Here is a 22,347-nt window from a genome sequence, read left to right on the forward strand (position 1 = left end):
ATGCCTACGACCGTCCCCACGGCCGAAAGCCCCGAACTGACCCGCGAGAACGCCGTGTTCCGCAAGGTCATCCGGCGCATCGTCCCCTTCCTGATTCTCTGCTACGTCGTCTCGTACCTGGACCGGGTCAACGTCGGCTTCGCCAAGCTGCAGATGTCCGAGGACCTCGGCTTCAGCGAGGCGGCGTACGGCCTCGGCGCCGGCCTGTTCTTCATCGGCTACTTCCTGTTCGAAGTCCCCTCGAACCTGATGCTGCAGAAGGTCGGTGCCCGCACCTGGATCGCCCGGATCATGATCAGCTGGGGCGTGGTCTCGGCGCTGTTCGTCTTCGTCAACAACGAGGCGACGTTCTACGTGCTCCGGTTCCTGCTCGGCGCCGCCGAGGCCGGGTTCTACCCGGGCGTGATCCTCTACTGCACGTACTGGTTCCCGTCCGCGCGGCGGGCCCGGGTGATCGCGCTGTTCATGTCGGCCATCCCCGTGGCGGGCATCTTCGGCAACCCGCTCTCGGGCTGGATCATGGACGTCTTCGAGGGCACCGGCGGCTGGAACGGCTGGCAGTGGCTGTTCCTCATCGAGGCGCTGCCCGCCATCGCGGTGGGCGTGATGACGCTGTTCTACCTGGACAACAGTGTGCGCGAAGCAAAGTGGCTGAGTGACGACGAGAAGAGCACGATCGAGCGCGCGCTCGCCGAGGACACCAAGCACCAGAGTGAGCACGGCAAGACGTGGGACGCGTTCCGCGACCCCAAGGTGTGGCTGATGTGCCTCATCTACTTCTTCTTCGTGATGGGCCAGTACGCGCTCACGTTCTGGATGCCGACCTTCGTCGAGTCCACCGGCATCGAGGGCGGCTTCGCGATCGGCGCGCTCAGCGCCGTGCCGTACCTGGCCGCGCTCGTCGCGATGAACCTCTTCGGCCGCTCCGCCGACAAGCGGCGCGAGCGCCGCTGGCACCTGGTCATCCCGAGCCTGATGGGCGCCGTCGGCTTCTCGCTGGCCGCGAGCTGGACCGGGTCGACCGCCCTGTCCCTGGTCGCGCTGTCCATCGCCGCCGCGGGCGTGCTGACCTGCGCGCCGCTGTTCTGGTCGCTGCCGACCGCCTTCCTCAGCGGCACCGCGGCCGCAGCCGGGCTCGCCGTCATCAACTCGGTGGGCAACCTGGCCGGCTTCGTCAGCCCGTACATGATCGGTTCGCTCAAGGACGCCACCGACTCGACGGCGATCCCGATGTACGTGCTGGCGCTGGGCCTGGTCATCGGCGCCGCGGCCGTCCTCGTCACCAAGAAGAGCGTCGTCAACCGCTGACCGAGCCTGCCTCACACCTTACGGAGTCACCATGCCGAGGTTCGCCGCGAACCTGTCCACCCTGTATCCCGAGCACGACTTCCCCGACCGCTTCGCCGCGGCCGCGGCGGACGGCTTCGAGGCCGTCGAGTACCTCTTCCCGTACGCGTACGAGGCGACCGACCTGCGGCGCCGTCTCGACGGGCACGGCCTGCGGCAGGTGCTGTTCAACGCGCCGCCGGGAGACTGGGACGCGGGTGAGCGCGGGATCGCGGCGCTGCCCGGACGCGAGACGGAGGTGCGCGACGGCGTCGAGCGGGCGTTGGAGTACGCCGCCGCGCTCGACTGCCCACGCGTGCACATGATGGCGGGCCTGGTACCGCAGAGCGCCGACCCGGCGCCGTACCGCGCGACGTACCTGTCGAACCTCGCGTACGCCGCCGAGCAGGCCGCGACCGTCGGCGTCGACATCCTGATCGAGCCGATCAACGGCCGCGACATGCCGGGCTACTTCCTCAGTCGGCAGGCCGACGCCCACGCCGTCGTGCAGGAGGTGGGAGCCCCCAACCTGAAGGTCCAGCTCGACCTGTACCACTGCCAGATCGTCGAGGGCGACCTGACCGCCACACTCCGCCGCGACCTGCCCACCGGCCGCGTCGCCCACCTTCAGATCGCGGGCGTGCCCGACCGTCACGAGCCCGATGCCGGAGAACTGAACCTCCGTCATCTCATGTCCGTCGTCGATGAGTTGGGCTTCGACGGCTGGATCGGCTGCGAGTACTTCCCCAAGGCCGGCACGAGCGAGGGTCTCGGCTGGCGACACAAGTTCCAAGGAGACAACGCATGAGGATCGTCATCACGGGTGGCTTCGGCTTCCTGGGCCGCCAGGTGGCCGAGGCCCTGCTGGAGCAGGGCACGTTCGAGGGCGCTCCCATCACCCGCCTCGTCCTCGCCGACCTCTTCGTACCGCAGGAGTCGCCGCTGTCCGCCGACCCGCTCGTGGACGTGGTCCAGGGCGACCTGACCGAGCGCCTCGGCGACCTGTTCGCGCAGCCCGTGGACGTGGTCATCCACCTCGCTGCCGCGGTCTCCGCCGAGTGCGAGGTCGACTTCGACCTCGGCATGGGCGCCAACCTGGATACGACCCGCGCCCTCCTTCAGGCGGCGCGCGCACAGTCGGCCGCAGGTCTTCAGAAGGTACGGGTGGTCTTCGCGAGCAGCGTCGCCATCTACGGCTCGGACGCCGCGCTGGCGCTGCCGCAGGTCGTCAGTGAGTCGACGCTGCCCACGCCGCAGTCCAGCTACGGCGTCCAGAAGCGGATCTGCGAGCAGTTGATAGCCGAGTACACCCGCCGCGGCTTCCTCGACGGCCGCGTCACCCGCCTGATGACGGTCTCGGTGCGCCCCGGCAAGCCGAACGCAGCAGCCTCCGGATTCCTGTCCGGCATCATCCGCGAGCCGCTGGCCGGCCTCGGGGCGATCTGCCCGGTCAGCCCGGACCTGCGGGTCGCCCTCGCCTCCCCCCGCCGCACCGTCGAGGGCATTCTGCGCGTGGCCCAGGCCGAGCGCGGCGAGGGCCCCGGGCAGCTGTCCGGCGGCCTCCCGGTCAACCTCCCGGCCCTCACGGTCACGGTTGCCGAGATCCTCGACACGCTGCGTCAGGTCGCCGGGGACGCCGTCGCCGACCTGGTGAAGGTCGCGCCGGACCCGGCCGTCGAGGCCATCGTCGGCTCCTGGCCGGCCGCCTTCGACAACACCCGCGCGGCCCGGCTCGGCCTTGAGCCCGACGCGGACTTCGCGGCGGTGGTCCACCAGTACGTCGCCGACCACGCGCAGGCCGTCACCGCCACGCCGGCCAAGCCCACGCCGATAGACTGACGACCATGTTTACCAAGGTGGACGGGCCCGTCCGGCTCGCGGACCGCGTAGCCGCGATGCTCGCGGACGAGATCGAGTCCGGGCGGCTGACCACGGGCGACAAACTGCCGACCGAGGTGGAGCTGGTCAAGCAGCTCGGCGTCAGCCGCACCGTGATCCGCGAGGCCGTGTCCCGGCTGGCCAATGCGGGCCTGGTCGAACCGCGCCAGGGGCGGGGCGTCTTCGTCCTGCCCCGGCGCACCCGGCCACTCGACCTCGAGGCCGACACCACCAGCACCACCGACACCAAGGCCAAGGTGCTGCAGATCGTCGAGGTCCGCCGCGCCATGGAGGGCGAGGCGGCCGAGCTCGCCGCCACCCGCGCCACCGCCGCCGACCACGCCCGGATGCGAAAGGCCCTCGACGCGATCGACGCGGCGGTCTCGGCCGGCGGCGACGGCGCCGACGAGGACCTGGCCTTCCACCGCTCCATCGCGGAGTCGACCGGCAACGCGGTCCTGGTCTCCACCGTCCGCTACCTCGGCGAGGTCTCCCGCAGCGGCATCCGCGTCACCCGCGCCAACGAGGCCCGCCGGGGCGACTTCTTCGACGCGGTCCGCGACGAGCACCACGCCATCCTGGCCGCCATCGAGCAGGGCAACGCCGAAGCGGCCCGCACGGCCGCCCGCCGCCACCTCGAACACGCGGCGGCCCGGCTCCAGAAGGCGGGCCCCGAGTTCTGGAACACGGCGCAGGACCTGGGCGTGGAGCTCGACGCGGCTCCGTAATTCCTTTGGGGCCCGGCCCATTGACGTCGCCACCTCTCGTCCAGACGACCCGGAGTTCGGGCTCATCGCTCCGCGGTGAACAGCCGTCCCGGCGGGGAAGCGAGCAGCTCAAACGGGCTTTCTTCCCCTCCGCGAGGTCGGCATGAACACGCAAGTGCAGCATCTCTTCCAAAGAGGCCGCCGTCACCGGTCGCAGGTCCTCCCCCAGCCTCAATCTGTCGCGCTGCCCAGCCCTCGTCATCGGCCTCGAAATACCGCCACAGATCTCCTTCCTCGTAATAGGTGCGGAACCAGATCGCCATGCCGCCATCCCGACCCACCACCTTGACCAACACAGGGGCGCCCACCCCGCCCAGTCGGTGCCGTGCATCGAGACGCGACGCAACGGAGTGGAAACAAGCGGCACCAGCGCGGACCACCGGAACGTAGGCTCACCCTTCTCGAACTGACCGCCACCGAGTGGGAGTTGGACCCCGCCTCCGACAGCCGACCCGGCCCCTCACGCAGCGCCACGTACCGCACCCCCCGGGCACGTCCGCACACGCGGGCAGCTCCCGGCAGCTGCGACCCGTTCCCGGCCTCCCGGGCCCAACTGCGGTAGCCCTCCCGCGAGTTCGCGGAAGCCGCCGATCTGGCCGTACGCGACGGCGAGACGATCGCGCACCTCGCGCACGAGAACGTCACCGACCGTTCCTGTCACGATCCGCCGACCGCTCGGCATGCAGCACCCTGCACAGCACGCCCCCGGGTAAAGCGACCTGGGCCGCACCGCCGCGCGACGCGGCGCGCTCCCTCACGCCCCGATCCGACCTCTGACCGCACGAGCCGATCCGAAACCCGGGCGCGAGATCCCACAACCCCGACTGTCCCGCGGCGCGCACCACGTCCCTCCTCGCTCCGGCCATTGCCGACACGGATCGTCACCCTGCTTGCGATCCGGAACGATGCTCCGTATTCTAAATGGAGCGACGTTCCGTTTCCATTTCAGTCGGAGCCCGACGCGTCCGACCGCCTCCCACGCCCGCCACACCCATGACCCAGCGACACAGACCCCCGAAGGGAAAGGCACAGGATGAGCGCATCCATGTCCTTCACCGGCGCGGCCGGCCTGTCCGCCCCCGTACTCTCCTGCAGCCCCGTGGTGCACTTCGCACTCGGACGAACTCTGCGCCGCTGCCTGCTCACCGGTTCCACCGCGACCACAACGCCTGACAGGCGATGCAGGACGAACCGACCTGCGGTCCCACGCCATCACATACGCCAAAGCCAAGTCAGCCGGCAGGCGCCGAGCGAGCCGTCTGCCGACAGCCACCGGGTCCCGCAGTCGACACACCGCGAGCTCATCGGCCGTCACACACCACCGGACGACGAAGGAACAGAGGACGTCTCATGACACACAAGCAGCACCCCATCGGGTCGGGATTCACCGCCGCGTCGACAGCCGAAGAGGTCGCCGCCGGCATCGACCTGACCGGCAAGAACGTGATCATCACCGGCGGCCATGCCGGTCTCGGCCGCGAGGTCACCCGCGTACTGGTCAACGCCGGCGCATCCGTGACTGTGGGCTCACGCAATCCGCAGCGTGCACGGGAAGCGCTGGCAGACATCGAGGGCGTCGAAGTCAGCCGCCTCGACCTGATGGACCCGGCCTCGATCGACACGTTCGCCGAACGCCGGCTCGACACCCACCGCCCGCTCCACATCCTCATCAACTGCGCGGGCCTGCCGGCTCCCGCGCAACGCGAACTGGATGCGCGCGGCTACGAGGCGCAGTTCGCGACCAACCATCTGGGCCACTTCCAGCTGACGCTTCGCCTGTTGCCCGCGCTGCGCGCCACGCACGGCGCCCGCGTCGTCAACGTGACCTCCGGAGCCCAGCGGTTCTCCGACATCCGGTGGGACGACCTGCACTTCGCCGACGGCTACGGGCCCACCGCGGCCTACGCCCAGTCCAAGACCGCCAACGTGCTCTTCGCCGTCGAGCTGGACCGCCGATGGGCCAAGGACGGGATCCGCGGCTACGCCACCCACCCGGGCGTGGTGGTCGGCACGAGCCTCAACAGCGCGACGGGCCAGGAGGGTCTGCGTGCCATGGGGCTCATCGACGAGGCCGGTCAGCCGATCATCGACCCCGAGGCGGGAAAGAAGACCCTGCAGCAGGGCGCCGCCACCATCGTGTTCGCGGCGACCAGTCCCCTGCTGGCCGACATCGGCGGCGTCTACCTCAAGGACAGCGACATCTCACGGCTCGACGACGAGCCCAAGCCCCTCACCGCGGACAGCATCCCGTCCGAAGTCGCGTCCCACTCCATCGACCCGAAGTCCGCGCGGCGGCTCTGGGAGCTGAGCGAGCACATGCTCACCGCCTGATACCGAACTCCATGGCGCGCGAGGGCGGTTGCGGTCGAACGGGGTGCCGGTCCGGGTGATCTCGACCGGGTGGATTCATGAAAGCGTGCGCAGAGCGGCGACGGCCTTGTGGGCGGCCTGGAGGCAAGCCCCTTTCGCAGTGCTAAGTGGCGGGAGTGATGTCGGCTGGACCTGTCGGTCGGTTCGTGTAGCGGTCGCGCATGGCGTCGCTGGCCGCGGGGCCTGCCGTGAAGACGTACGCGTCGCTGTCGTCGAGCCGGCGGCCGGTTCCGGCGTCGACGACCACGGGCTCGACCGGCTGTCCACTGCCGGCGTCGACGAGGATCATGCTGCGCTCCTGCGGTGCGAGGCGGGAGTTGCCCCACGCGGCCAGGGCGACGATCACGGGACGCAGGGACCGCCCCAGGGGAGTCAGTACGTACTCGTGGCGGACGGGGTTGGTCTGATAGGGCCGGCGCTCCAGCAGCCCGTCCGTGACGAGGGTCTTCAGGCGGGTGGTGAGCATGCTGGAGGAGATACGCAGGTTCTCCTGGAACTGGTCGAAGCGGGTGTAGCCGTCGAAGGCGTCATGGAGGAGTAGCAGCGTCCACCATTCGCCGACGTGCTGCACCGTCGTAGACAGCGGGCACTCCCGGTCCTCCAGCCTGATCCGGCTCGCCATCGCGGCACTCTCCCCAGTAGGTGCTAAAGTCGAAGTCACTAGCTTCTATTTTAGCACTGACACGGTGGGCGGCGGTGCTCGCCCGACCGCCCCCGGGAACGGAAGCCATCGTGACCACAACGCCCAGCGAATCCCTCGAAGGCCGGCGCGCTCTCGTCACCGGCGGCACCAAGGGCACCGGAGCGGCCATCGCCCGGCGGCTCTCGCAGGCGGGGGCGACGGTCCTCGTCACCGCCCGCACCCGCCCCGCCGACGTAGAGGAGAAGACGTTCGTCGCCGCCGACCTGTCCAGCCCGGACGGTGCAGGCCACGTCGTCGCCGAGGTGGAGGCCCGGGTGGGCGGCGTCGACATCCTGGTCCACACACTCGGCGGCTCCCAGGCGCCCGCCGGAGGCTTCGCGATGCTCGGCGAGGACGACTGGGCCCGGGAGCTCAACACCAATCTGCTGGCCGCCGTCCGCCTGGACCGCGGCCTCCTGCCCGGCATGATCACGGCCGGCAAGGGCGCGGTCGTCCACGTCACCTCGATCCAGCGCCGCATGCCCCTGTGGAACGGCACCCTGGGCTACGCCGCCGCCAAGGCCGCGCTGACCACCTACAGCAAGGGCCTGGCCAACGAGGTCGCCCCCCACGGGGTGCGCGTCAACACCGTCTCACCGGGATTCATCCAGACCACCGCCGCCGACAACCTGGTCACCCGGATCGCCGCGGAAGCCGGGATCACCCAGGGAGCGGCGCTGGACCGGCTCATGGACTCCCTCGGCGGCATCCCCCTCGGCCGCCCCAACCGGCCCGAGGAAGTCGCCGAACTCGTCGCCTTCCTCGTCTCCGACCGCGCCTCGTCCATCGTCGGCACCGAACACGTCATCGACGGCGGCACCACCCCTACCGTCTGAACCCGCCACCACTCCGAGGACCCGCCATGCACGACAACCAGACCCACACGGCGCCCGCCCCCGACGCCCTGCCCGACACGATCACCCGCTACCTCAACGCCCACCGGGCCCACGACACCGCCACCGCCCTCTCCTCCTTCACCCCCGACGCCACCGTCACCGACGACGGCACCACCTACCGGGGCACCGAGGCGATCGAGCAGTGGCTGAGCCGGTCCGCCACCGAGTTCACCTACACCATCGAGCTCATCGGCACGCAGAAGACCGACGCCACCCACTACACCGCCACGCACCACCTCGAAGGGGACTTCCCCGGTGGCACCGTCGACCTGCGCTACGCATTCACCCTCCGCGACCACCTCATCGAACGCCTCCTCATCGCACCCTGACCCGACAGGTGAAGTCGGGCGACAGCGCACATGCGGCGCACGGCCGCCGCCGCAGCGGGAAGTGACCTCGGCGGCCATCCTGCGGTTTCCCACGAATGCGACGGACGGTGGCGCGCTACGTACAACTCCCGGTTCCCGGTCCACCGCCGCGTGCCCGCGCTCGCCCGCATGGACGAGACGGACGGCGGCCTGGGAGTTCTCGATCCGGCCGGCGGTGCCGGTGCCCTGGCGCTGGACCTCGACGGTGTGGGTGCCCGTCTTCACGTCGCCGGTCTCGTCCACAACGGGCACCGTCGCCCCGTCGTAGAGATGTCTGACGACGTACTCGCGCACATCGTCACGCACGGCGTCGGCACGGCGTCGGCATCCCATGAGACCCGGCACAGCAGGTGCTGCATGGCGTGCGAGGTCGTCTCACCGGCCCACTCCGCAATCGTCCAGCAGTTCTTGCGCGGCAGGTCCGACAGCGGCCCCAGCACCAAGTCCCTCACCGGGCGCCGGAGCTCCACCTGCGAGAACCGGCCCGCTATCCCGCCATCAGAACCTCGAACGCCTCCTGCCACCAGGCAGGGTCTGCGTTGTGACCAGCGGCCATCGCAAGATCGTCAGTCCTCACATACCGATGGTCAGCGGTGGCCGCCGCCTCCCTGCGGCCGGTCCCCCAGCAAGTTCGTGCTGTACGGCTGGAGCACCAGCTCGCGCTGATACCAGGTGCCTGGCTCACCACCGAGGTGGGCGGGGTCGGCCGGGCCGACAGGGACGAACTCGGCTTTGGTCAGCACCTTCTGGGACGCGGCGTTCTGGCGGGCCGTGGCCGCCCGCAGTGTGCGCAGCCCGTGTCGGGCCGCCGCCAGCCGGCACAGCTCCCGGACGGTCGCGGTCGCCACGCCGCGTCCGGCGACCCGCTCCGCGACCCGGTAGCCGAGTCTGGCAGTGCCGTCCTCCAAGTCGTACAGGTTGAACCTGCCGAGCACCGAGCCCTCCTCGGCGACGAGCACGTAGAAGGCGCAGATGCCGGCTTCCTGCTCAGCCAGCAAGGCGCGATACCCGTCGGTGAACTGGTTGAAGAAGGTGTCGCCGCGGTCGGAGACCGAGGCAGCGAAGTAGGCGCGGTTCTCCAGCTCGAAGGCCAGGACCGCCGAGGCGTGGTCGGCATGCAGCCGCTTCAGCTCAGGCATTGCCCGACTTTACCGAGATGGTGCGCCAGGGTCACCCGATTTACGTCGGCTGCAGACAGCCCCCAACACCAGGGCAATCAACGCCCAGAGCGGCGGAGGCTCGTGACATGCATAGTCAACGAGGGCAGCCTGACTACGGCGAAGCCCTGACTGCCCGCCGAACGACGAACCCCCGCCCTTCCGCGCTGGAAGGACGGGGGTTTGCGGTGGAGGCGCTCGCAGGCCGCGATAGTCGACCAGGACGGTGCGGTGCAGGTCAACCGGCATCCACCCAACCGGGTCGGGACGGTTCTGCGGGCGATCGGCGATCCACGTCCATGCGGTCCACGTCCATGCGGTCCACGTGCCGTGTCACGGGCCGGCGGTGCCAGGCGTATTCACGCCCGGCCCGGGGCACATCATCCGCCAGCGGCGTCCTCGGCCTCCCAGCGCAGCAGGTCCCCCGGCTGACACTTGAGCACCTCGCACAGCGCGGCGAGCGTCGCGAAGCGCACCGCCTTGGCGCGGCCGTTCTTGAGTACCGCCAGGTTGGCGGGCGTGATCCCCACGCGCTCCGCGAGCTCGCCCACGGACATCTTCCGCCTGGCCAGCATCACGTCGATGTCGACGGCGATCGCCATCAGATCACCTCGTCCAACTCGGCCTGCATCTGCGCCGCTTCGCCGTCGCGGGCGACGGCCTGGGCGAGCAGCATCCGCAGCACGAGCACGATGAGCGCGACCCCCAGGATGGCCAGGGCAACCCCGCCCATGATGAGGGTGACACCCGGGTCGTCCCGCTGGCCCGGCGCATTGAGGACCGTGACCGCGAACCACAGGAGGGCAGCCGCCACGATCGCGCCGATCACGGCGTCCACGTACCGGAAGGCGGCGTGGGAGAACACGGTTCCGCGTCGCACCATCGTCACCAGCCTCCATACGCAGACCAGGGCGACCTGGGCCGACACCATGCCCAGGATCGTGATCACGCGTAGCGGGGTCAGCGGGAGCGACCCGTCCTCCGGGTCGCTCCCGCTGACCAACACCCACACCATCGATGCCTGTACGAACACGGTGCCGGTCAGCACCACCACGAGCACGGCGCGCAGCGCACGCACTGTCAGCTTTCCCACGACCCATCCCTCCATCGAGTTACGATGAGAATCTATCGACTTTCGATAGGTTACGCAAGGGCCGGGACGGAGGGCGGGCGGCGGCTTCGCACCGTGGCGAGGACGCCGCCGCCCCTCTAGGGAATAGCGGCGCTCTTGCCGACGGCGAGCGAGGGCGAAAGTCACGAACCGTAGATCGAAGGCCGCGCAGTCGAATCGGCGGCCTCACTCGTCGATGAAGTATTCGTGGTTCGTGGTGGCAGCGGATTTCGACGTCGGTCCATGCGGTGCGGTGCGCCGGCCGGGATGCCGGCGCGGTCGGTGATGTCGGTCAGTCGTTGGTTCTCGATGTGCCGCCACACGCGGGCGGGGACACCGGCGAGCCAGATCGAGGTGGACTGGCCCAGCCGGTGCGTCGCCCTCAAGATGTCCGTCGCCCCGCCGGGCGCTCCTCATCCGGTCCGGCGAGACGAACCGCGGCCCGCCGGGACCAGCGCGCACTTCGGGTGAAGGTTCCCCAGGATCAACCCCCGGCCTTCGGACATCGCATGTTCAGCCGCTCAGGTCTGGCACTGCGCCGTGCCGGCGGTGGACCAGCCGCTCCAGGCGGCCCCGTCGGCACGGGCGTGTACGCGAATCTCGACCTTCACACCGGGCGCGCACACCCGAGTCGAGCTTCCCACCTCCGTGGGCTCGACGGTCCCACCCGCCGGGACGTAGGTGCGACCGCTGCCCAACTTCACCCAGTGACCACCGTCGACGACACGAAAGAACGCCTCGTAGGAGAGGTTCGCCGCCCTCGGCCCCGTGTTGCGCGCCTTGACGTGCGCCGTGATCTCCCGAGTGTAGATTCGGCCTTCCTTTCCGCGTTGGGCGCTGATGCAGCCGTTGACGGCCACCCGGCCGGTCGACACACCACCGCCACAGGCGACTGCTGTGGCCTGAGCGTTCGCCGGAATGGTCAGCACGGTGAGCGCGGCAGCGCCCAGGATTGTTCCGATATGCCTCATACGCACAACCCTGCTCCCTTCGTTACGGATTGCCTCAGAGGAACCATTACGCGCCGAGGCGGCGAGGGCAGCGGCTCATCGACTTCTTCACTCCAACGGAAGCAGACGGTGCTCGGTACGCGATCGCCTCCGGCGGTGAGGTTCCACCTGGCCGTGTGCTCTCCGTCGGTCTGCAGGAGCGAGTCCATCTGGCACGTCTCGGCCGTGACCCTCGAGTTCTGCGGCACCGTTGGAGATCACCCAGCCGTTGGTCTTCTCTCCCGGCTGGAGGATCAGGGTGAGGTCCAGGGACTCACCGACGGTGGGGTCGCCGGGCATACAGGCGTACACCTTCCCGGTCGAGTCGATGACCTTCGCCCCCCGGGTTGCCGGGGTCGTCGTAGGTGGCGTCGCCAGTGCTGAGGATCGTGAACTCCGCCGCGACCAGGCGCTGTCCGTCGGGGGCCGCGAAGATGTCCCGCGACGGTTCGGTGTTGTCCTCGTACTTGGTCAGCGTGACGTCGGCCTGAACGTGGCCCGGCCGATTTCCGCCCCTGGGGGTTGGCGTGCGGGCCCCCAGGTCTGGCCCCATGCTGGAAGGAGGGGTGAGACAACCGAGGGAGTGGTGGGGATGCAGACCGTGGTGGACCTCACGCGCTGCCAGGGCTACGCACAGTGCGTCTTTCTCGCGCCGGACGTATTCGAGCTGCATGGCGAGGAGGGGCTGCTGTACGCCACGGCCGTCCCCGACGACCAGGTCGAGCGCGTGCGCCAGGCCGCGGCGGCGTGCCCGGTGCAGGCGATCCTCCTCGGGGAAGAGGTGAGCAGCGGTGCCCGGTGACCTCGAGGACGGCCGCATCGTCATCGTCGGAGCCTCGCTGGCAGGTCTCAGGGCCGCGGAGGCACTGCGCGAGGAGGGTTTCACCGGCTCGCTGACCGTGGTCGGGGACGAGCCCCACCCGCCCTATGACCGGCCGCCCCTGTCCAAGCAGGTGCTGCTCGGGCAGGCGACGGCGGACACCACCGGGCTGCCGATGCGCCGGGACCCGGACGCCGAGTGGCGGCTGGGCGTACGCGCCACCGGCGTGGACCTGCTCGCGAAACAGGTGCTGCTGGAGGACGGCGAGTCGCTGCCGTACGACCGGCTGCTGATCACCACCGGGACCCGCGCGCGGCCCTGGCCCAACCAGGACGAGGGCGCCCTGGACGGGGTATTCACCCTGCGCACCCGCGAGGACGGCGCAGGGCTGGCCGAGCGGCTGGCCGCCGGGCCGGAGCGGGTGCTGGTGATCGGCGGCGGCTTCACCGGCTCGGAGATCGCCTCCGCCTGCCGGGAACGGGGACTGGAGGTCACGGTCGCCGAACGCGGCCCCGCACCCCTGGTGGGCGCGCTCGGCGGCACCCTCGGGAAACTCGCCGCCGCCATGCAACGCAACCACGGCGTCGACCTGCGCACCGGGGTGACAGTCACCGCCCTGCACGGGAACGGCAGCTTCACCGGCGCCGACCTGTCCGACGGCAGCCGCGTCGACGCCGACGTCTGCGTCGTGGCCCTGGGCGCGATCCGCAACGTCGAATGGCTGGCGGAGTCCGGGCTCGCGGCGGGCCCGCGCGGAATCGCCTGCGACGCCGGCTGCCGCGCCTTCAACATGTACGGGATCGTCACCGACGACGTCTTCGCGGCCGGTGACGTCTCCCGCTTCCCGCACCCGCTGTTCGGCTACCAGATGCTCTCCCTGGAACACTGGGGCAACGCGGTCGAGCAGGCCGAGGTGGCGGCACACAACATGGTCAATCCAGGGCCCCTGCGGCGCCCTCACCTGGCCATCCCGACGTTCTGGTCGACCCAGTTCGGACTCAACATCAAATCGGTCGGCGTGCCCACCTACTCCGACCACGTGGTCATCGCCCAGGGCTCCCTGGAGGCGCGCCGCCTGGCCATGGTCTACGGCTACCAGGGACGGGTCACCGCCGCCGTCACCGTCGACATGGCCAAGTCACTGGACTACTACCGGCACCTGATCGAGACGGCCGCGCCGTTCCCGCCCCCACCCGGCGCAGCGGACCGCGCGATCGCGGCCGAGGTACCGATCCCCTCCGATGTGCCGGATCCTTCCGTCCTCTCCCACGGCCCCACCGTGGCGCTCACCGGATACCTGCCCGACCGCCGGCTGACCGTGGTGCAACCCATGCGCTGACCCGTGGTGGTACGTGCCGAGTCGCTGCCATCCGCCTGCTGTACCACCGGACCGGCCTCGCGGAGTTCCTCGTACAGCGGATAGAGGTTGGGGCGGCCGGCGTAGTCGGTGATCCGTGACAGCAGGGTCTCGGAGTCCATGGATGCTCATGAGGTGCACCTGCAGCCGCCCTTCGTGGCACTCGACGACCCCGAGCAGCAGAGGCTGCAACGCGGCCATGCGACCGTTCGGACCGCCGCACAGCCCGGGCCGGGTCGCTGCCTTGCGCGGCGAGATCGTCCAGCTCACGAAGGATCTGGCGGAAGGTTTCCAGGAGGGCCGGCAGATCGATGTCGTCGACGACTTCGCCTACCCGCTGCCCATCACCGTGATCTGCCGCCTGCTCGGCGTCCCGCCCGAGGACGAGCACCTGTTCCACGCATGGCCCGATGTCTGCGCCCGCGATCATCGCGGGCGCAGACATCGGGCCCGTAAGTGACACACCGAATAGAGAGACCAGGCGGCCCGTCAGGCCCGGCAGGAGCTGGGCCAGTACCTGGTCGGCCTCCCCGACCAGGTCGTGGCCGGCCCACCAGCGACATGCTCTCCGACTTCATCAACGAACCGGACACGCCTTGCGGCTCACCGAAGTGCAACTGGCGTCCACCACCGTCCTGTTGTTCCTCGCCGGACACGAGACCACGGTCAATCCGATCGCCAATGGTGTGCTCACCCTGCTGCGTCATCCCGACGAGCTGAGCCGCCTGCGCGGCAATCCCGGCCTGTTGCCACGAGCCGTAAAGGAACTGCTGCGCTACGAGCCCCCGGTCGATCCTGGTGCTCGGCGCCCCGACGCGCGGGGGATCTCGATGCCACCGAGGCGCATCTGTGAAGTCCGGTAGCCGGCGACAACGGCCGACCGGGGCACCCTCAATCTCGGTGTCCAGGGACGGCCGCGGTGCACCCCGTCGGCAGGCTGCCGACCAGGTGCACGGCGGGTCCAGCGCCTCCGTGTGCCTCTCGGCTGAGGGGCAGGCGGCGATGCCCTAACTGTCCGTTGCCCAGGTGCCCAGGGCGATCTCGGCGGTGATGCCGGGACCGAAACCGGCTATCAGGCCCTGGTGGCCCTCGAGTGCCGACTGCTCGTCAAACATGCGGTCGAGGGCGTCGAGGACGACTGCGCTGGCGATGTTTCCGTACTCGGTGAGTGTGGCCCGACTGAAGCGGAACGCTTCGGGCGGTATGTCGAGGCAGCGGCTCAGGTCGTCCAGGATGCGTGGCCCTCCGGCGTGGACGATGTAGAAGTCCAGTTTGCCGACGTTCCATTGGTGCTCTTCCGCCAGCGCGCGCAACGCGGGGCTGAGGGGCTCCATCGTCTTCGGTACCCGCTTGTCGAGCTGGAAGTGGAAACCGGTCGAGCGGACCGCGTAGGAGATCCAGTCCTCGGTGTGGGGTATGAGGTACGAGCCATTGCGCTCCAGGCGCATTCCGGTGCCTCCGTTGCCCCGGACGACAACGGAGGCGATGCCGTCACCGAACAGGCCGTTGGAGAGCAGCGATCCCACACCGATGTCACCCGGCTGGTAGCACAGTGAGCAGAACTCGCAGGCCACGATCAGGACGTTGGCGTCGGGGTATGCCGTGCAGAAGTCGTGCGCCCGGTTCACGGCCGCTCCGCCCGCAGCGCAACCGAGTTGGGCGATGGGCAGCTGTCGGGTCTGCGGTTTGAAGCCCATGGTGTTGATGAGCCACGCGGTCAGCGAGGGCATCATGAAGCCGGTGCAGGATACGTAGATGATCAAGTCGATGTCCGGGGGCTCGAGTTGAGCCTGGTCCAGTGCACGCTGAACCACCTGCGGGACGCGGGCCTTGGACTCCCTTTCATAGATGGTGCTGCGCGCATCCAGTCCCGGATGTTTGAGGACCACATCGATGGGCTGGATCAGATGTCGCTTCTGCACCCCGGTGTTCTCGATCAGGCTCAGCGCCAGGTCGAGTTGCGGATGGTCGTGGTGCAGCCTCCGCGCGAGTTCGAGGGTTTCCTCATTGGTGATGACGTGTTCGGGTATCGCGATTGCCGGCTTGCACAGAACTGCCATGGGAGTGACTCCTTGCAGTTGGTGGCCCCGGGCGCAGCCGGGGCCGGTCCTGCGGTTCAGCGCTTGGAAAGGGAGCCCCTGCTGCCCCGGGCGCTCAAAGACGGCGCGCACGTGGAATACCTGAGGGGAACACGGTCGACCGGACCGTCACAAAATGCGTCCCGGCCGGGCGGCAAGGCCAGACAGAGTCGCCGCCGCTGGAGTTGGCCAGCGCAGTCCAACGTACGCCAGATGGATCACCGCCGCACGTCGGACCGCTGCTCCCCGCAGTCGGCGTGAGCAGGGTGAAGCCGCCGTCCTCGTCGGCTGCGGACGACCGCGTGGGGCCGCTGCCCCCTGGTGCCGCTCATGCTCGCGGTCGCGCCGAGCGGGGCGCGCAGTACTACCCGCGAGAGGTGTCCCCGCTCGGTCCTGCGGTCATGTGCCGGCCAGTCACCAGGTGACGGGCAACGCGAGTGGATAGCGCCAGATCGATGTCGCGTTCCATTGCAGTTCTTCGGCGGGCTTCGCCAGCGCGAGGCGAGGGAAGCGCTCAAAGAGCGATCCGAGGGCGATTTCGATCTCCGCGGCGGCGAGTGGTGCGCCCAGGCAGTGATGGGCGCCCCAGCCGAAGGTCATGTGAGGCGGGCCGGAACGCTCCAGGTCCACCTCGTCGGGGCGGTCGAACTTGCGTGGATCCCGGTTTGCCGTCAGGTAGGAGACGTGCACGATGTCGCCCGCCTGAATTGCCACCCCGCTCAGGACCACGTCTTCCACGGCCACCCGGGGGATACCGACCCCCTTGCGGAAGGGGATGAAGCGCAGCAGTTCGTTGATCGCCCCGGGCAGCAACTCGGGGCGCTCGCGCACGGTCGCGAGCAGATCGGGCCGGGTGAGCAACAGGTAGGTCAGGTTGCCGATCTCGTACGTCGTCGTATCCTGCCCTGTGATCAGCAGGACCATGGCCATGACGGCCAACTCCTCATCGTTGAGGATCTCGTCGCCGTCGCGGGCCGTCGCCAGCACGCTGATCAGGTCGTCACCGGGATTCTTGCGGCGCTGCCCGGTCAGTGTCGCAAAGTAGGCGCGCAACTCGGCCTTCGCCCGTACCGCGGCGTCCCGGTTTCCGACCCCGACATCCATCATCGTCCGGGCGTGGGCACGCAGCTGTGCATGGTCCGCCTCGGGGATCTCCAGAACCTCGCAGATCGTAATCAGCGGCAGTGGTCCGGCAAGGTGCTCCATGATGTCGGCGGGTGTACCTTGGCCCGCCATCTGGTCGAGCAGCTCGTCGACGACGTTCTGAGTGCGCAACCTCATGCGTTCGATGTGAGCTGGGGCGAAGCCCTTCGACACAAGGCTCCGCAGGCGGCTGCCGGCCGGGGGGTCCATGAGATTGATCGCCTCGGACTGGACGATCGGCTCGGGTGTCATGCGCGGGAAGTCACGGCCGGCGACAGCATGACGGCTGAAACGCCGGTCGGTGGTCACCGTCCGGACATCGTCATAACCGGTGACGAGCCATGCCGTGCCCTCGCCGAAGGGCAGCCGGATCCGGGAGACAGGTCCCTCGTTCATGAGGTGTCTGAGCACCGGATCGAACTCGAGGGCCTCGGCAAAGTCGAATGGACATTGCCGCGCGTCGGAACCGAGGGTCATACGGATCTCCAGGTGAGTGGCATCTACTGCTGCTCTGGACCCGACAGCCGTTCCCCACCCACCCGCCAACCACACCCGGATACACCCGCACGCACCCGGATACACCCGCACGCACACACCAGTTCACCCACGCCACTCACGGCAGATCTGATGCGGGCGTGACATTCGGAGACAACTACAGGACCGCAGTTGCTCGTGGCCTGTTGGACTTGGACGTCGGCGTCGTAGTAGGTGGAGGTGCCCTCCTGCCCGCCACTGCCCCGCATGCCTGCGCAACGATGCACAAGGACCTGTCGGCAGCATGCCCTCCGGAATGGCATCGAAGAACTCGCCTCGGACCGCACATCACTGGCTGGTCGACAGTGAATCGCGACCGGCGCCGCCGACGGCGACCGACCGGCCTCCGGACGGGTCCGGTGGACATCACTGACCGCCGAGGTACCTGCCGTACGCGAGTGCGCTCGACGGGGAGGGCAGGCCCAGCTCGGCGGGCGTGAACGCGGAGGAGCCGTTGGCGCCGGCCCGGGGCAGCAGCCACACGCCGCCCGAGGCGGCGTTCTCGCCCGGAGAGCCGACCGCCACGTCCGCCCTGCCGTCGTGGTCGTAGTCACCGGTGGCGACGGCGGCACCGAACGCGTCGGCGGCTTCCGCGACACCCGGCACGCGCGGGGTGTCCTGCTGGAACCCGACGGAGTGACCTTCGCCCCCAGCGTCGAGGAGGCCGGTCGGGCCGCCGAACAGGAGGGTCGCGGCGCCCGCGCCCGAGCGGGTACCGATCGCCTCGCCGGGAGCGCCGGCGATCAGGTCGTCGCGGCCGTCGTTGTCGACGTCGGCTACGGCAAGGGCGGCGCCGAAGTGGTCACCGGTCTCCGCGACGCCCGCCACTCCGACCGTGTCCTGGTTGAGGGTCTGCCGGCGGAACCCGAAGCTGCCGGGCGTTGCGTTGCCGTAGTGGACGTGGATGCCACCGCCCTTGGCCAGTTCCTCGGGGCCGCACGGGTCGTCGATGTTCTCGTCGGCGATCTCACGGCACTCGCCGAGGGCCAGGTCGTCGTGGCCGTCACCGTCGAAGTCGCCCGCGGCGAGGGCGGAGACGCCGGCGTTGTCGGTGTTCCAGGTGTTGGCCATGGCCTGCTCAGTCGCGTCCCAGGTCCACAGGCGTACGTGGGACTGGGTGAACGGGGTCTTCGTCCAGTACCCGACCGCGAGGTCCGCCGTGCCGTCCTCGGTGAAGTCGCCGGTGGCGAGGATGGGGGCGTGGCCTCCCATGGGGGCGGTGACGACGGTGGTGACCATGCTGTCTTCGCCCTGGGCGACACGAGCGACGACCTTGTCCGTGCCGCCGATCACGATCTCCTTGTTGCCGTCGCCGGTCAGATCGGCCGCGGCGACCGCCAGGCCGAACGCCGCCGACGCCGAGGGGCCGTTGAGGACGACGGAGCCCGGACCCGGACCGCCCCTTGCCCCGCCCACTGCGGTGACCGAGCCCGCGTCCGTGCCACGGCCGGTGACGTCCTCGCCGGGGGCGCCGACGAGGAGTTCCGCGATGCCGTCGCCGCTGGTGTCCACGAGAGCCACGGAGCCCCCGAAGCGGTCGCCCGTCTCCGGTGTCCCGGGAACCTCCGGGGTGGCCTGGCTGATGCGGATGCTGCCGTGACCGCCGACTCCCTTCGGGCCGCCCCAGACGATGTTGACGTAGCCCGCTCTCGCCTTACCGCCGACCGAGCCGTCGGGTACGCCGACGGCGAGGTCTGCATACCCGTCGCCGTTGAAGTCGCCGTCGGTCTGCGCGGGAACAGAGGCCGACGCCGGGAAGGGCAGCCCGGCAGCAGCCGCAGCGACAAGGGTGGCTGCTGTGGCGTACTTCCGAATGCGTGTGCGCACGTGGGCTCCAAGAGGTCCGAGGTGTCCGAGGTGTGGAGTTCACCTGTGGGACACCCGAAAGGCCCCCAGGGTTGTGCTGGAACGGACGCAATGCGGGTTCGGCCTGCGACCGCGGAGCGTCGTCTTCAGTCCAGCCGACCCAGTCAGTGGTCCCGACGGGTGATGTTCACCCGCTCCGGCGGATGGCGGCCAACTTCACGCCCGGCTCGGCGAAGGCGCCGGCGACAACCACCCGCTCTCGGCGATCTGCCCGCGATCCCGGCCAAGACCCTCTTTGAGAAGATCGCCAGCTGTTCCGCCTTGGTGCACCGCCAGCTGATGCAGAAGCAGATGGCCGAGATCCTGCGCAAGGCACTTCAGGAAACAGCGGGCACTCCCCAACGCAGCCGGGATACTCCGCCCCGGCGGCACCTTCTACCTGTGGGACGTCATCTTCAGCTTTGAGCCGGCCACCGCCGAAACGCACTTGCAGCGATGGATCGACACTGCCGGCCGCCCCAGAGGAGAAGACTTCACCAGCGCCGGCTTCGAAGCCCTCATCCCTGAGGAGTTCTCTGCACACGTCTGGATCATGGAAGGCATGCTCGAACGAGCCGGGTTCGACATCATCTCCCGCGCCGCGCCCCATCCCACCCACGCAGAATTCCACTCCCTGCGCCGATAGCCCCCTCTGACGGTGGTCTCCAGGCGGGGGTCAGGCTGCCGGTGCGAAGGAGGATGCCGCTGCCGGCCTGACAGGACTCTTGCGGGTGTTGGGGATCTGTGAATTTCAACGGGTAGGGCGGCGGGTCATCAGCGAGATCGCCGCCCATGCGATCAGTGCCTCGCTGACCCGTGACAGTCTCTCGTGGTCCCGGCAGTGACGCCGGGCCCTCATGATCCACGACCAGGAGCCTTCGACCCCCTGAGTGTGATCGGGGATGACCGCGTCGACGGAGGTCGTCGTGCAGAGCGCGAGTCGACGGTCCCGGTCCGGTCCGGTGCGGTCCGTCAGACGATGACGGGGACGGTTTCGGCGCGGTTGGTGGACCAGTTGGTGACGATGGGCTTGTCGACGTTGGCGGTGTCGGGGAGCTTGAGTTCGGCGGGGTTGGGGTCGTCGTCGGTGGTGGCGATGATGACGTTCTCGAATTCCTTGCCGTCGTCGCTGTTGGTGGTCTTGGGGCTGATGCCGGTGTACGCGATGGCGGAGCCTGTGAGCTTGATGGGGTCTTCGCCACCCTGTCCGACGGGGGACGCGACGCCGTCGGCACCGGAGCCGAAGGACACGCTGGGTGTGTTGACATCCAGGTAGCAGGTGATGCCGGACTTGGCTTTGGCGGTGACGAGGTAGTAGCCGCCGGCCTGGGACTCCGAGGTGACCGTGAAGTCCAGGTCGTTGGTACCGCAGGACTGCCCGTAGCCGCCCTTCTTGCCGTCGTCGTCGGAGTCGGTCTTGTCCGTGGATCCGCTGGAGTTGGAACCACTGGAGTTGGAGCCGCCGGTGGAGGAGCCGCTGGTGGCGGTGCTGTCGCTGGAGGGGCTGCCGCTGCCGGCGGAGGCGACGGCGGACGGGGCCGCGGAGCTGCCGGCGTCCGCGGCGTCGTCGTTGTCGCAGGCGGTGGTGGTGGCGGCGAGGGCCGTCACGGCCACGGCGGCAAGGACGAGACGGGCGGAACGGGCGGCGAGACGCGAACGCATCATGATCTCCAGCGGCTGTCGGTTGCGGTGTTTCCTGCTGACACCGATGACACTAGAGCCGGGTCGATCCTGAAATGATCCTGTGAATGTCCGGGTTCCGTCTCAGCAACTTCGGTTCCAGGAAACGGCGTTGGATTGCACCAACCTCAGCTCAAGGGGCATGCCCGGGACCAAGAGTGAGAACTGCGGCATCGCAAGATCAGATGGCTTCGCGATCACGGCACCCGCGTCCACCACTCCTGGAAAGCACTGGCCGGCGCCGGCGATGAAGAGACCAGCTGAACACCGCCGACATCGCAGGAGGTCAGCAAGATCCGGCGTCGGCTCCGCCGACCCCGCTGACCGTCCCTTCGATGTCGTACAGCTCAACCCACCAGTTGCCGCCTGTCCCCGTCGCCTGCAGCCCGGTCTCGTCCACTTCCACGGCGCCCGGGGTGAACCGGCCGGAAGGGAGAGAACGCGGGTCGAGTCGAACGTCTGCGGGGCACGCGTGGCCACGGCGGCCTTCCTCGACAGGGCATGTTCGCACCTGTTCGGGTGCCGTTCTGATCTTCCATTCAATCGCCGGCGCGGACCTGCTGCAACGCGTGGGTGAGATGGTGCGGGCGCCGCGGCTCGGTATCACCATGGAGAGGCGGCACCGTGCCGCTTCGGGCCGGACACCGGAGGTGCACGGTGGAGACAGCGAATTCCGGGCGTCGGACCGGGAATCTGCTATTCGCGTTCGCCCCGTGGATCATCTTCTACGTCGTCGCGTCTCCCAGTACCTGGGAGTACGCCGCGCTGGCGGCCCTCGTCGCCGCAGTGGTGCTGAACCTGCCGGATCTGCGCCGGGGTTCCTTCAAGGCACTGGAGGTCGCCGGCATCCTCTTCTTCGGCGTCATCGCTGTGCTGGCACTCCTTCTCGACCGCAAGGACATGCTCTGGCTGGAGACGTACGCTCAGGTGCTGGCCAGTTCGGTCATCGCGGTGGTGGCCCTGGGATCGCTGGCATTCGTGCCGTTCACCGAGCAGTACGCTCGGGAGTCCACACCCCGGGAGGTCTGGGGCACTCCCCTCTTCCGGCACGTGAACCGGGTACTCACCCTTGTCTGGGGCGGCGTCTTCGTCGCCATGGCCGTACTCGGACTGGTCGCAGTGCACACGACGTCCGGTGCCGACTGGTTCAACTGGATCATCCCGGTGGTCCTGCTGATCCTTGCGGTCCGCTTCACGGAGCGCTATCCGGACCAGGTACGTGAGCGGGCCAAGGCCGCGCGCACCGCTCCGTAGACCCGGCTGCACCGGCGACGGCCGCGGCGGGCACGACGACTTCGCGACCCCGGCACATCTGGACGGACAGCGTGCGCACTGCCGGCCGCTGC

At 69.1% G+C, this 22,347-nt stretch carries 22 protein-coding genes and 1 pseudogene; 12 read left to right on the forward strand and 11 right to left on the reverse strand.

The features are described 5' to 3' along the window. The 5 genes from CG723_RS22910 to CG723_RS22930 all read left to right on the forward strand — a co-directional run bounded on the left by CG723_RS22910 (position 1) and on the right by CG723_RS22930 (position 6,302). Positions 1-1,308 (forward strand): MFS transporter, encoded by a 1,308-nt coding sequence (locus tag CG723_RS22910; protein WP_100595336.1) that lies wholly within the window; start codon positions 1-3, stop codon positions 1,306-1,308. A gap of 31 nt (positions 1,309-1,339) precedes the next feature. Continuing rightward, entirely contained in the window at positions 1,340-2,134 is a 795-nt protein-coding gene (gene otnI / locus CG723_RS22915) for a 2-oxo-tetronate isomerase (RefSeq protein WP_100595337.1), read from the forward strand. After that, the gene (denD, locus tag CG723_RS22920; RefSeq protein ID WP_100595338.1) at positions 2,131-3,165 is read left to right on the forward strand and encodes a D-erythronate dehydrogenase; all 1,035 of its coding nucleotides are present in this window, start codon (positions 2,131-2,133) and stop codon (positions 3,163-3,165) included. The genes otnI and denD overlap by 4 nt, the downstream gene beginning before the upstream one ends. 5 nt (positions 3,166-3,170) lie before the next feature. Beyond that, positions 3,171-3,932, forward strand: a complete 762-nt coding sequence (locus CG723_RS22925; RefSeq protein ID WP_100595339.1) for a FadR/GntR family transcriptional regulator — start codon at positions 3,171-3,173, stop codon at positions 3,930-3,932. 1,389 nt (positions 3,933-5,321) lie between these two features. Next, a complete protein-coding gene (locus tag CG723_RS22930) occupies positions 5,322-6,302 on the forward strand; it encodes an SDR family NAD(P)-dependent oxidoreductase (RefSeq protein ID WP_100595340.1) in 981 nt (326 codons plus the stop codon). Positions 6,303-6,444: 142 nt separating this feature from the next. On the opposite strand, the gene CG723_RS22935 is transcribed toward CG723_RS22930, so the two are convergent. Beyond that, positions 6,445-6,963 (reverse strand): winged helix-turn-helix transcriptional regulator, encoded by a 519-nt coding sequence (locus CG723_RS22935; protein WP_199841858.1) that lies wholly within the window; start codon positions 6,961-6,963, stop codon positions 6,445-6,447. A 110-nt stretch (positions 6,964-7,073) separates the two neighbouring features. On the opposite strand from CG723_RS22935, the gene CG723_RS22940 reads away from it, so the two are divergent. Continuing rightward, positions 7,074-7,859: an SDR family oxidoreductase gene (locus CG723_RS22940; RefSeq protein ID WP_100595341.1), complete on the forward strand. Its 786-nt coding sequence runs from the start codon at positions 7,074-7,076 to the stop codon at positions 7,857-7,859. A 26-nt stretch (positions 7,860-7,885) separates the two neighbouring features. Next, the gene (locus CG723_RS22945; protein ID WP_100595342.1) at positions 7,886-8,248 is read left to right on the forward strand and encodes a nuclear transport factor 2 family protein; all 363 of its coding nucleotides are present in this window, start codon (positions 7,886-7,888) and stop codon (positions 8,246-8,248) included. Positions 8,249-8,362: 114 nt separating this feature from the next. Here the strand turns inward: CG723_RS22945 and CG723_RS22950 are convergent. The 6 genes and pseudogenes from CG723_RS22950 to CG723_RS22975 form a co-directional block, all read right to left on the reverse strand. Then, positions 8,363-8,811 (reverse strand): annotated as a pseudogene (locus CG723_RS22950) (transposase); the annotation flags it as partial. 63 nt (positions 8,812-8,874) lie between these two features. Continuing rightward, positions 8,875-9,426 (reverse strand): GNAT family N-acetyltransferase, encoded by a 552-nt coding sequence (locus CG723_RS22955; RefSeq protein ID WP_100595343.1) that lies wholly within the window; start codon positions 9,424-9,426, stop codon positions 8,875-8,877. 398 nt (positions 9,427-9,824) lie between these two features. Then, a complete protein-coding gene (locus CG723_RS22960) occupies positions 9,825-10,046 on the reverse strand; it encodes a helix-turn-helix domain-containing protein (protein ID WP_100595344.1) in 222 nt (73 codons plus the stop codon). Beyond that, positions 10,046-10,537, reverse strand: a complete 492-nt coding sequence (locus tag CG723_RS22965; protein ID WP_100595345.1) for a DUF2975 domain-containing protein — start codon at positions 10,535-10,537, stop codon at positions 10,046-10,048. The genes CG723_RS22960 and CG723_RS22965 overlap by 1 nt, the downstream gene beginning before the upstream one ends. 539 nt (positions 10,538-11,076) lie before the next feature. Next, positions 11,077-11,526 (reverse strand): hypothetical protein, encoded by a 450-nt coding sequence (locus tag CG723_RS22970; RefSeq protein WP_100595346.1) that lies wholly within the window; start codon positions 11,524-11,526, stop codon positions 11,077-11,079. A gap of 292 nt (positions 11,527-11,818) precedes the next feature. Further along, on the reverse strand, positions 11,819-12,097 hold the full coding sequence (locus CG723_RS22975) for a hypothetical protein (protein WP_100595347.1): 279 nt from the start codon (positions 12,095-12,097) through the stop codon (positions 11,819-11,821). 39 nt (positions 12,098-12,136) lie between these two features. Here CG723_RS22975 and CG723_RS22980 point away from each other — a divergent pair, with 39 nt between their 5' ends. From CG723_RS22980 to CG723_RS23000, 4 genes are all read left to right on the forward strand, one after another. Beyond that, on the forward strand, positions 12,137-12,346 hold the full coding sequence (locus CG723_RS22980; protein WP_100595393.1) for a ferredoxin: 210 nt from the start codon (positions 12,137-12,139) through the stop codon (positions 12,344-12,346). Continuing rightward, the gene (locus CG723_RS22985) at positions 12,336-13,703 is read left to right on the forward strand and encodes an NAD(P)/FAD-dependent oxidoreductase (RefSeq protein WP_100595348.1); all 1,368 of its coding nucleotides are present in this window, start codon (positions 12,336-12,338) and stop codon (positions 13,701-13,703) included. Before CG723_RS22980 ends, CG723_RS22985 begins: the two co-directional genes overlap by 11 nt. Before the next feature lie 217 nt (positions 13,704-13,920). Continuing rightward, a complete protein-coding gene (locus tag CG723_RS22995) occupies positions 13,921-14,181 on the forward strand; it encodes a hypothetical protein (RefSeq protein ID WP_100595349.1) in 261 nt (86 codons plus the stop codon). Between the two features lie 136 nt (positions 14,182-14,317). Then, on the forward strand, positions 14,318-14,584 hold the full coding sequence (locus CG723_RS23000; RefSeq protein ID WP_100595350.1) for a hypothetical protein: 267 nt from the start codon (positions 14,318-14,320) through the stop codon (positions 14,582-14,584). Positions 14,585-14,728: 144 nt separating this feature from the next. Here the strand turns inward: CG723_RS23000 and CG723_RS23005 are convergent, their stop codons facing one another. From CG723_RS23005 to CG723_RS23025, 4 genes are all read right to left on the reverse strand, one after another. After that, positions 14,729-15,781, reverse strand: coding sequence for a type III polyketide synthase (locus tag CG723_RS23005; RefSeq protein ID WP_100595351.1), 1,053 nt, complete (start codon positions 15,779-15,781; stop codon positions 14,729-14,731). A 432-nt stretch (positions 15,782-16,213) separates the two neighbouring features. Beyond that, positions 16,214-17,419: a cytochrome P450 gene (locus tag CG723_RS23010; protein ID WP_100595352.1), complete on the reverse strand. Its 1,206-nt coding sequence runs from the start codon at positions 17,417-17,419 to the stop codon at positions 16,214-16,216. A 423-nt stretch (positions 17,420-17,842) separates the two neighbouring features. Continuing rightward, positions 17,843-19,303: an FG-GAP repeat protein gene (locus CG723_RS23015; protein ID WP_100595353.1), complete on the reverse strand. Its 1,461-nt coding sequence runs from the start codon at positions 19,301-19,303 to the stop codon at positions 17,843-17,845. Positions 19,304-20,293: 990 nt separating this feature from the next. After that, a complete protein-coding gene (locus CG723_RS23025) occupies positions 20,294-20,983 on the reverse strand; it encodes a DUF4232 domain-containing protein (protein WP_100595394.1) in 690 nt (229 codons plus the stop codon). Between the two features lie 675 nt (positions 20,984-21,658). Here CG723_RS23025 and CG723_RS23030 point away from each other — a divergent pair. Further along, entirely contained in the window at positions 21,659-22,255 is a 597-nt protein-coding gene (locus CG723_RS23030) for a hypothetical protein (protein ID WP_100595355.1), read from the forward strand. The last annotated feature ends 92 nt before the right edge of the window (positions 22,256-22,347 follow it).

Source organism: Streptomyces sp. CB01635 (assembly GCF_002803065.1).
Taxonomy (GTDB): Bacteria; Actinomycetota; Actinomycetes; order Streptomycetales; family Streptomycetaceae; genus Streptomyces.

Bases quoted from the DNA above. Each gene is read 5' to 3' on its own strand.
- CG723_RS22910 (WP_100595336.1), top strand. From the start codon at position 1: ATGCCTACGACCGTCCCCACGGCCGAAAGCCCCGAACTGACCCGCGAG.
- otnI (WP_100595337.1), top strand. From the start codon at position 1,340: ATGCCGAGGTTCGCCGCGAACCTGTCCACCCTGTATCCCGAGCACGAC.
- denD (WP_100595338.1), top strand. From the start codon at position 2,131: ATGAGGATCGTCATCACGGGTGGCTTCGGCTTCCTGGGCCGCCAGGTG.
- CG723_RS22925 (WP_100595339.1), top strand. From the start codon at position 3,171: ATGTTTACCAAGGTGGACGGGCCCGTCCGGCTCGCGGACCGCGTAGCC.
- CG723_RS22930 (WP_100595340.1), top strand. From the start codon at position 5,322: ATGACACACAAGCAGCACCCCATCGGGTCGGGATTCACCGCCGCGTCG.
- CG723_RS22935 (WP_199841858.1), bottom strand. From the start codon at position 6,963: ATGGCGAGCCGGATCAGGCTGGAGGACCGGGAGTGCCCGCTGTCTACG.
- CG723_RS22945 (WP_100595342.1), top strand. From the start codon at position 7,886: ATGCACGACAACCAGACCCACACGGCGCCCGCCCCCGACGCCCTGCCC.
- CG723_RS22955 (WP_100595343.1), bottom strand. From the start codon at position 9,426: ATGCCTGAGCTGAAGCGGCTGCATGCCGACCACGCCTCGGCGGTCCTG.
- CG723_RS22960 (WP_100595344.1), bottom strand. From the start codon at position 10,046: ATGGCGATCGCCGTCGACATCGACGTGATGCTGGCCAGGCGGAAGATG.
- CG723_RS22970 (WP_100595346.1), bottom strand. From the start codon at position 11,526: ATGAGGCATATCGGAACAATCCTGGGCGCTGCCGCGCTCACCGTGCTG.
- CG723_RS22975 (WP_100595347.1), bottom strand. From the start codon at position 12,097: ATGGGGCCAGACCTGGGGGCCCGCACGCCAACCCCCAGGGGCGGAAAT.
- CG723_RS22980 (WP_100595393.1), top strand. From the start codon at position 12,137: ATGCAGACCGTGGTGGACCTCACGCGCTGCCAGGGCTACGCACAGTGC.
- CG723_RS22995 (WP_100595349.1), top strand. From the start codon at position 13,921: ATGCGACCGTTCGGACCGCCGCACAGCCCGGGCCGGGTCGCTGCCTTG.
- CG723_RS23005 (WP_100595351.1), bottom strand. From the start codon at position 15,781: ATGGCAGTTCTGTGCAAGCCGGCAATCGCGATACCCGAACACGTCATC.
- CG723_RS23010 (WP_100595352.1), bottom strand. From the start codon at position 17,419: ATGACCCTCGGTTCCGACGCGCGGCAATGTCCATTCGACTTTGCCGAG.
- CG723_RS23025 (WP_100595394.1), bottom strand. From the start codon at position 20,983: ATGCGTTCGCGTCTCGCCGCCCGTTCCGCCCGTCTCGTCCTTGCCGCC.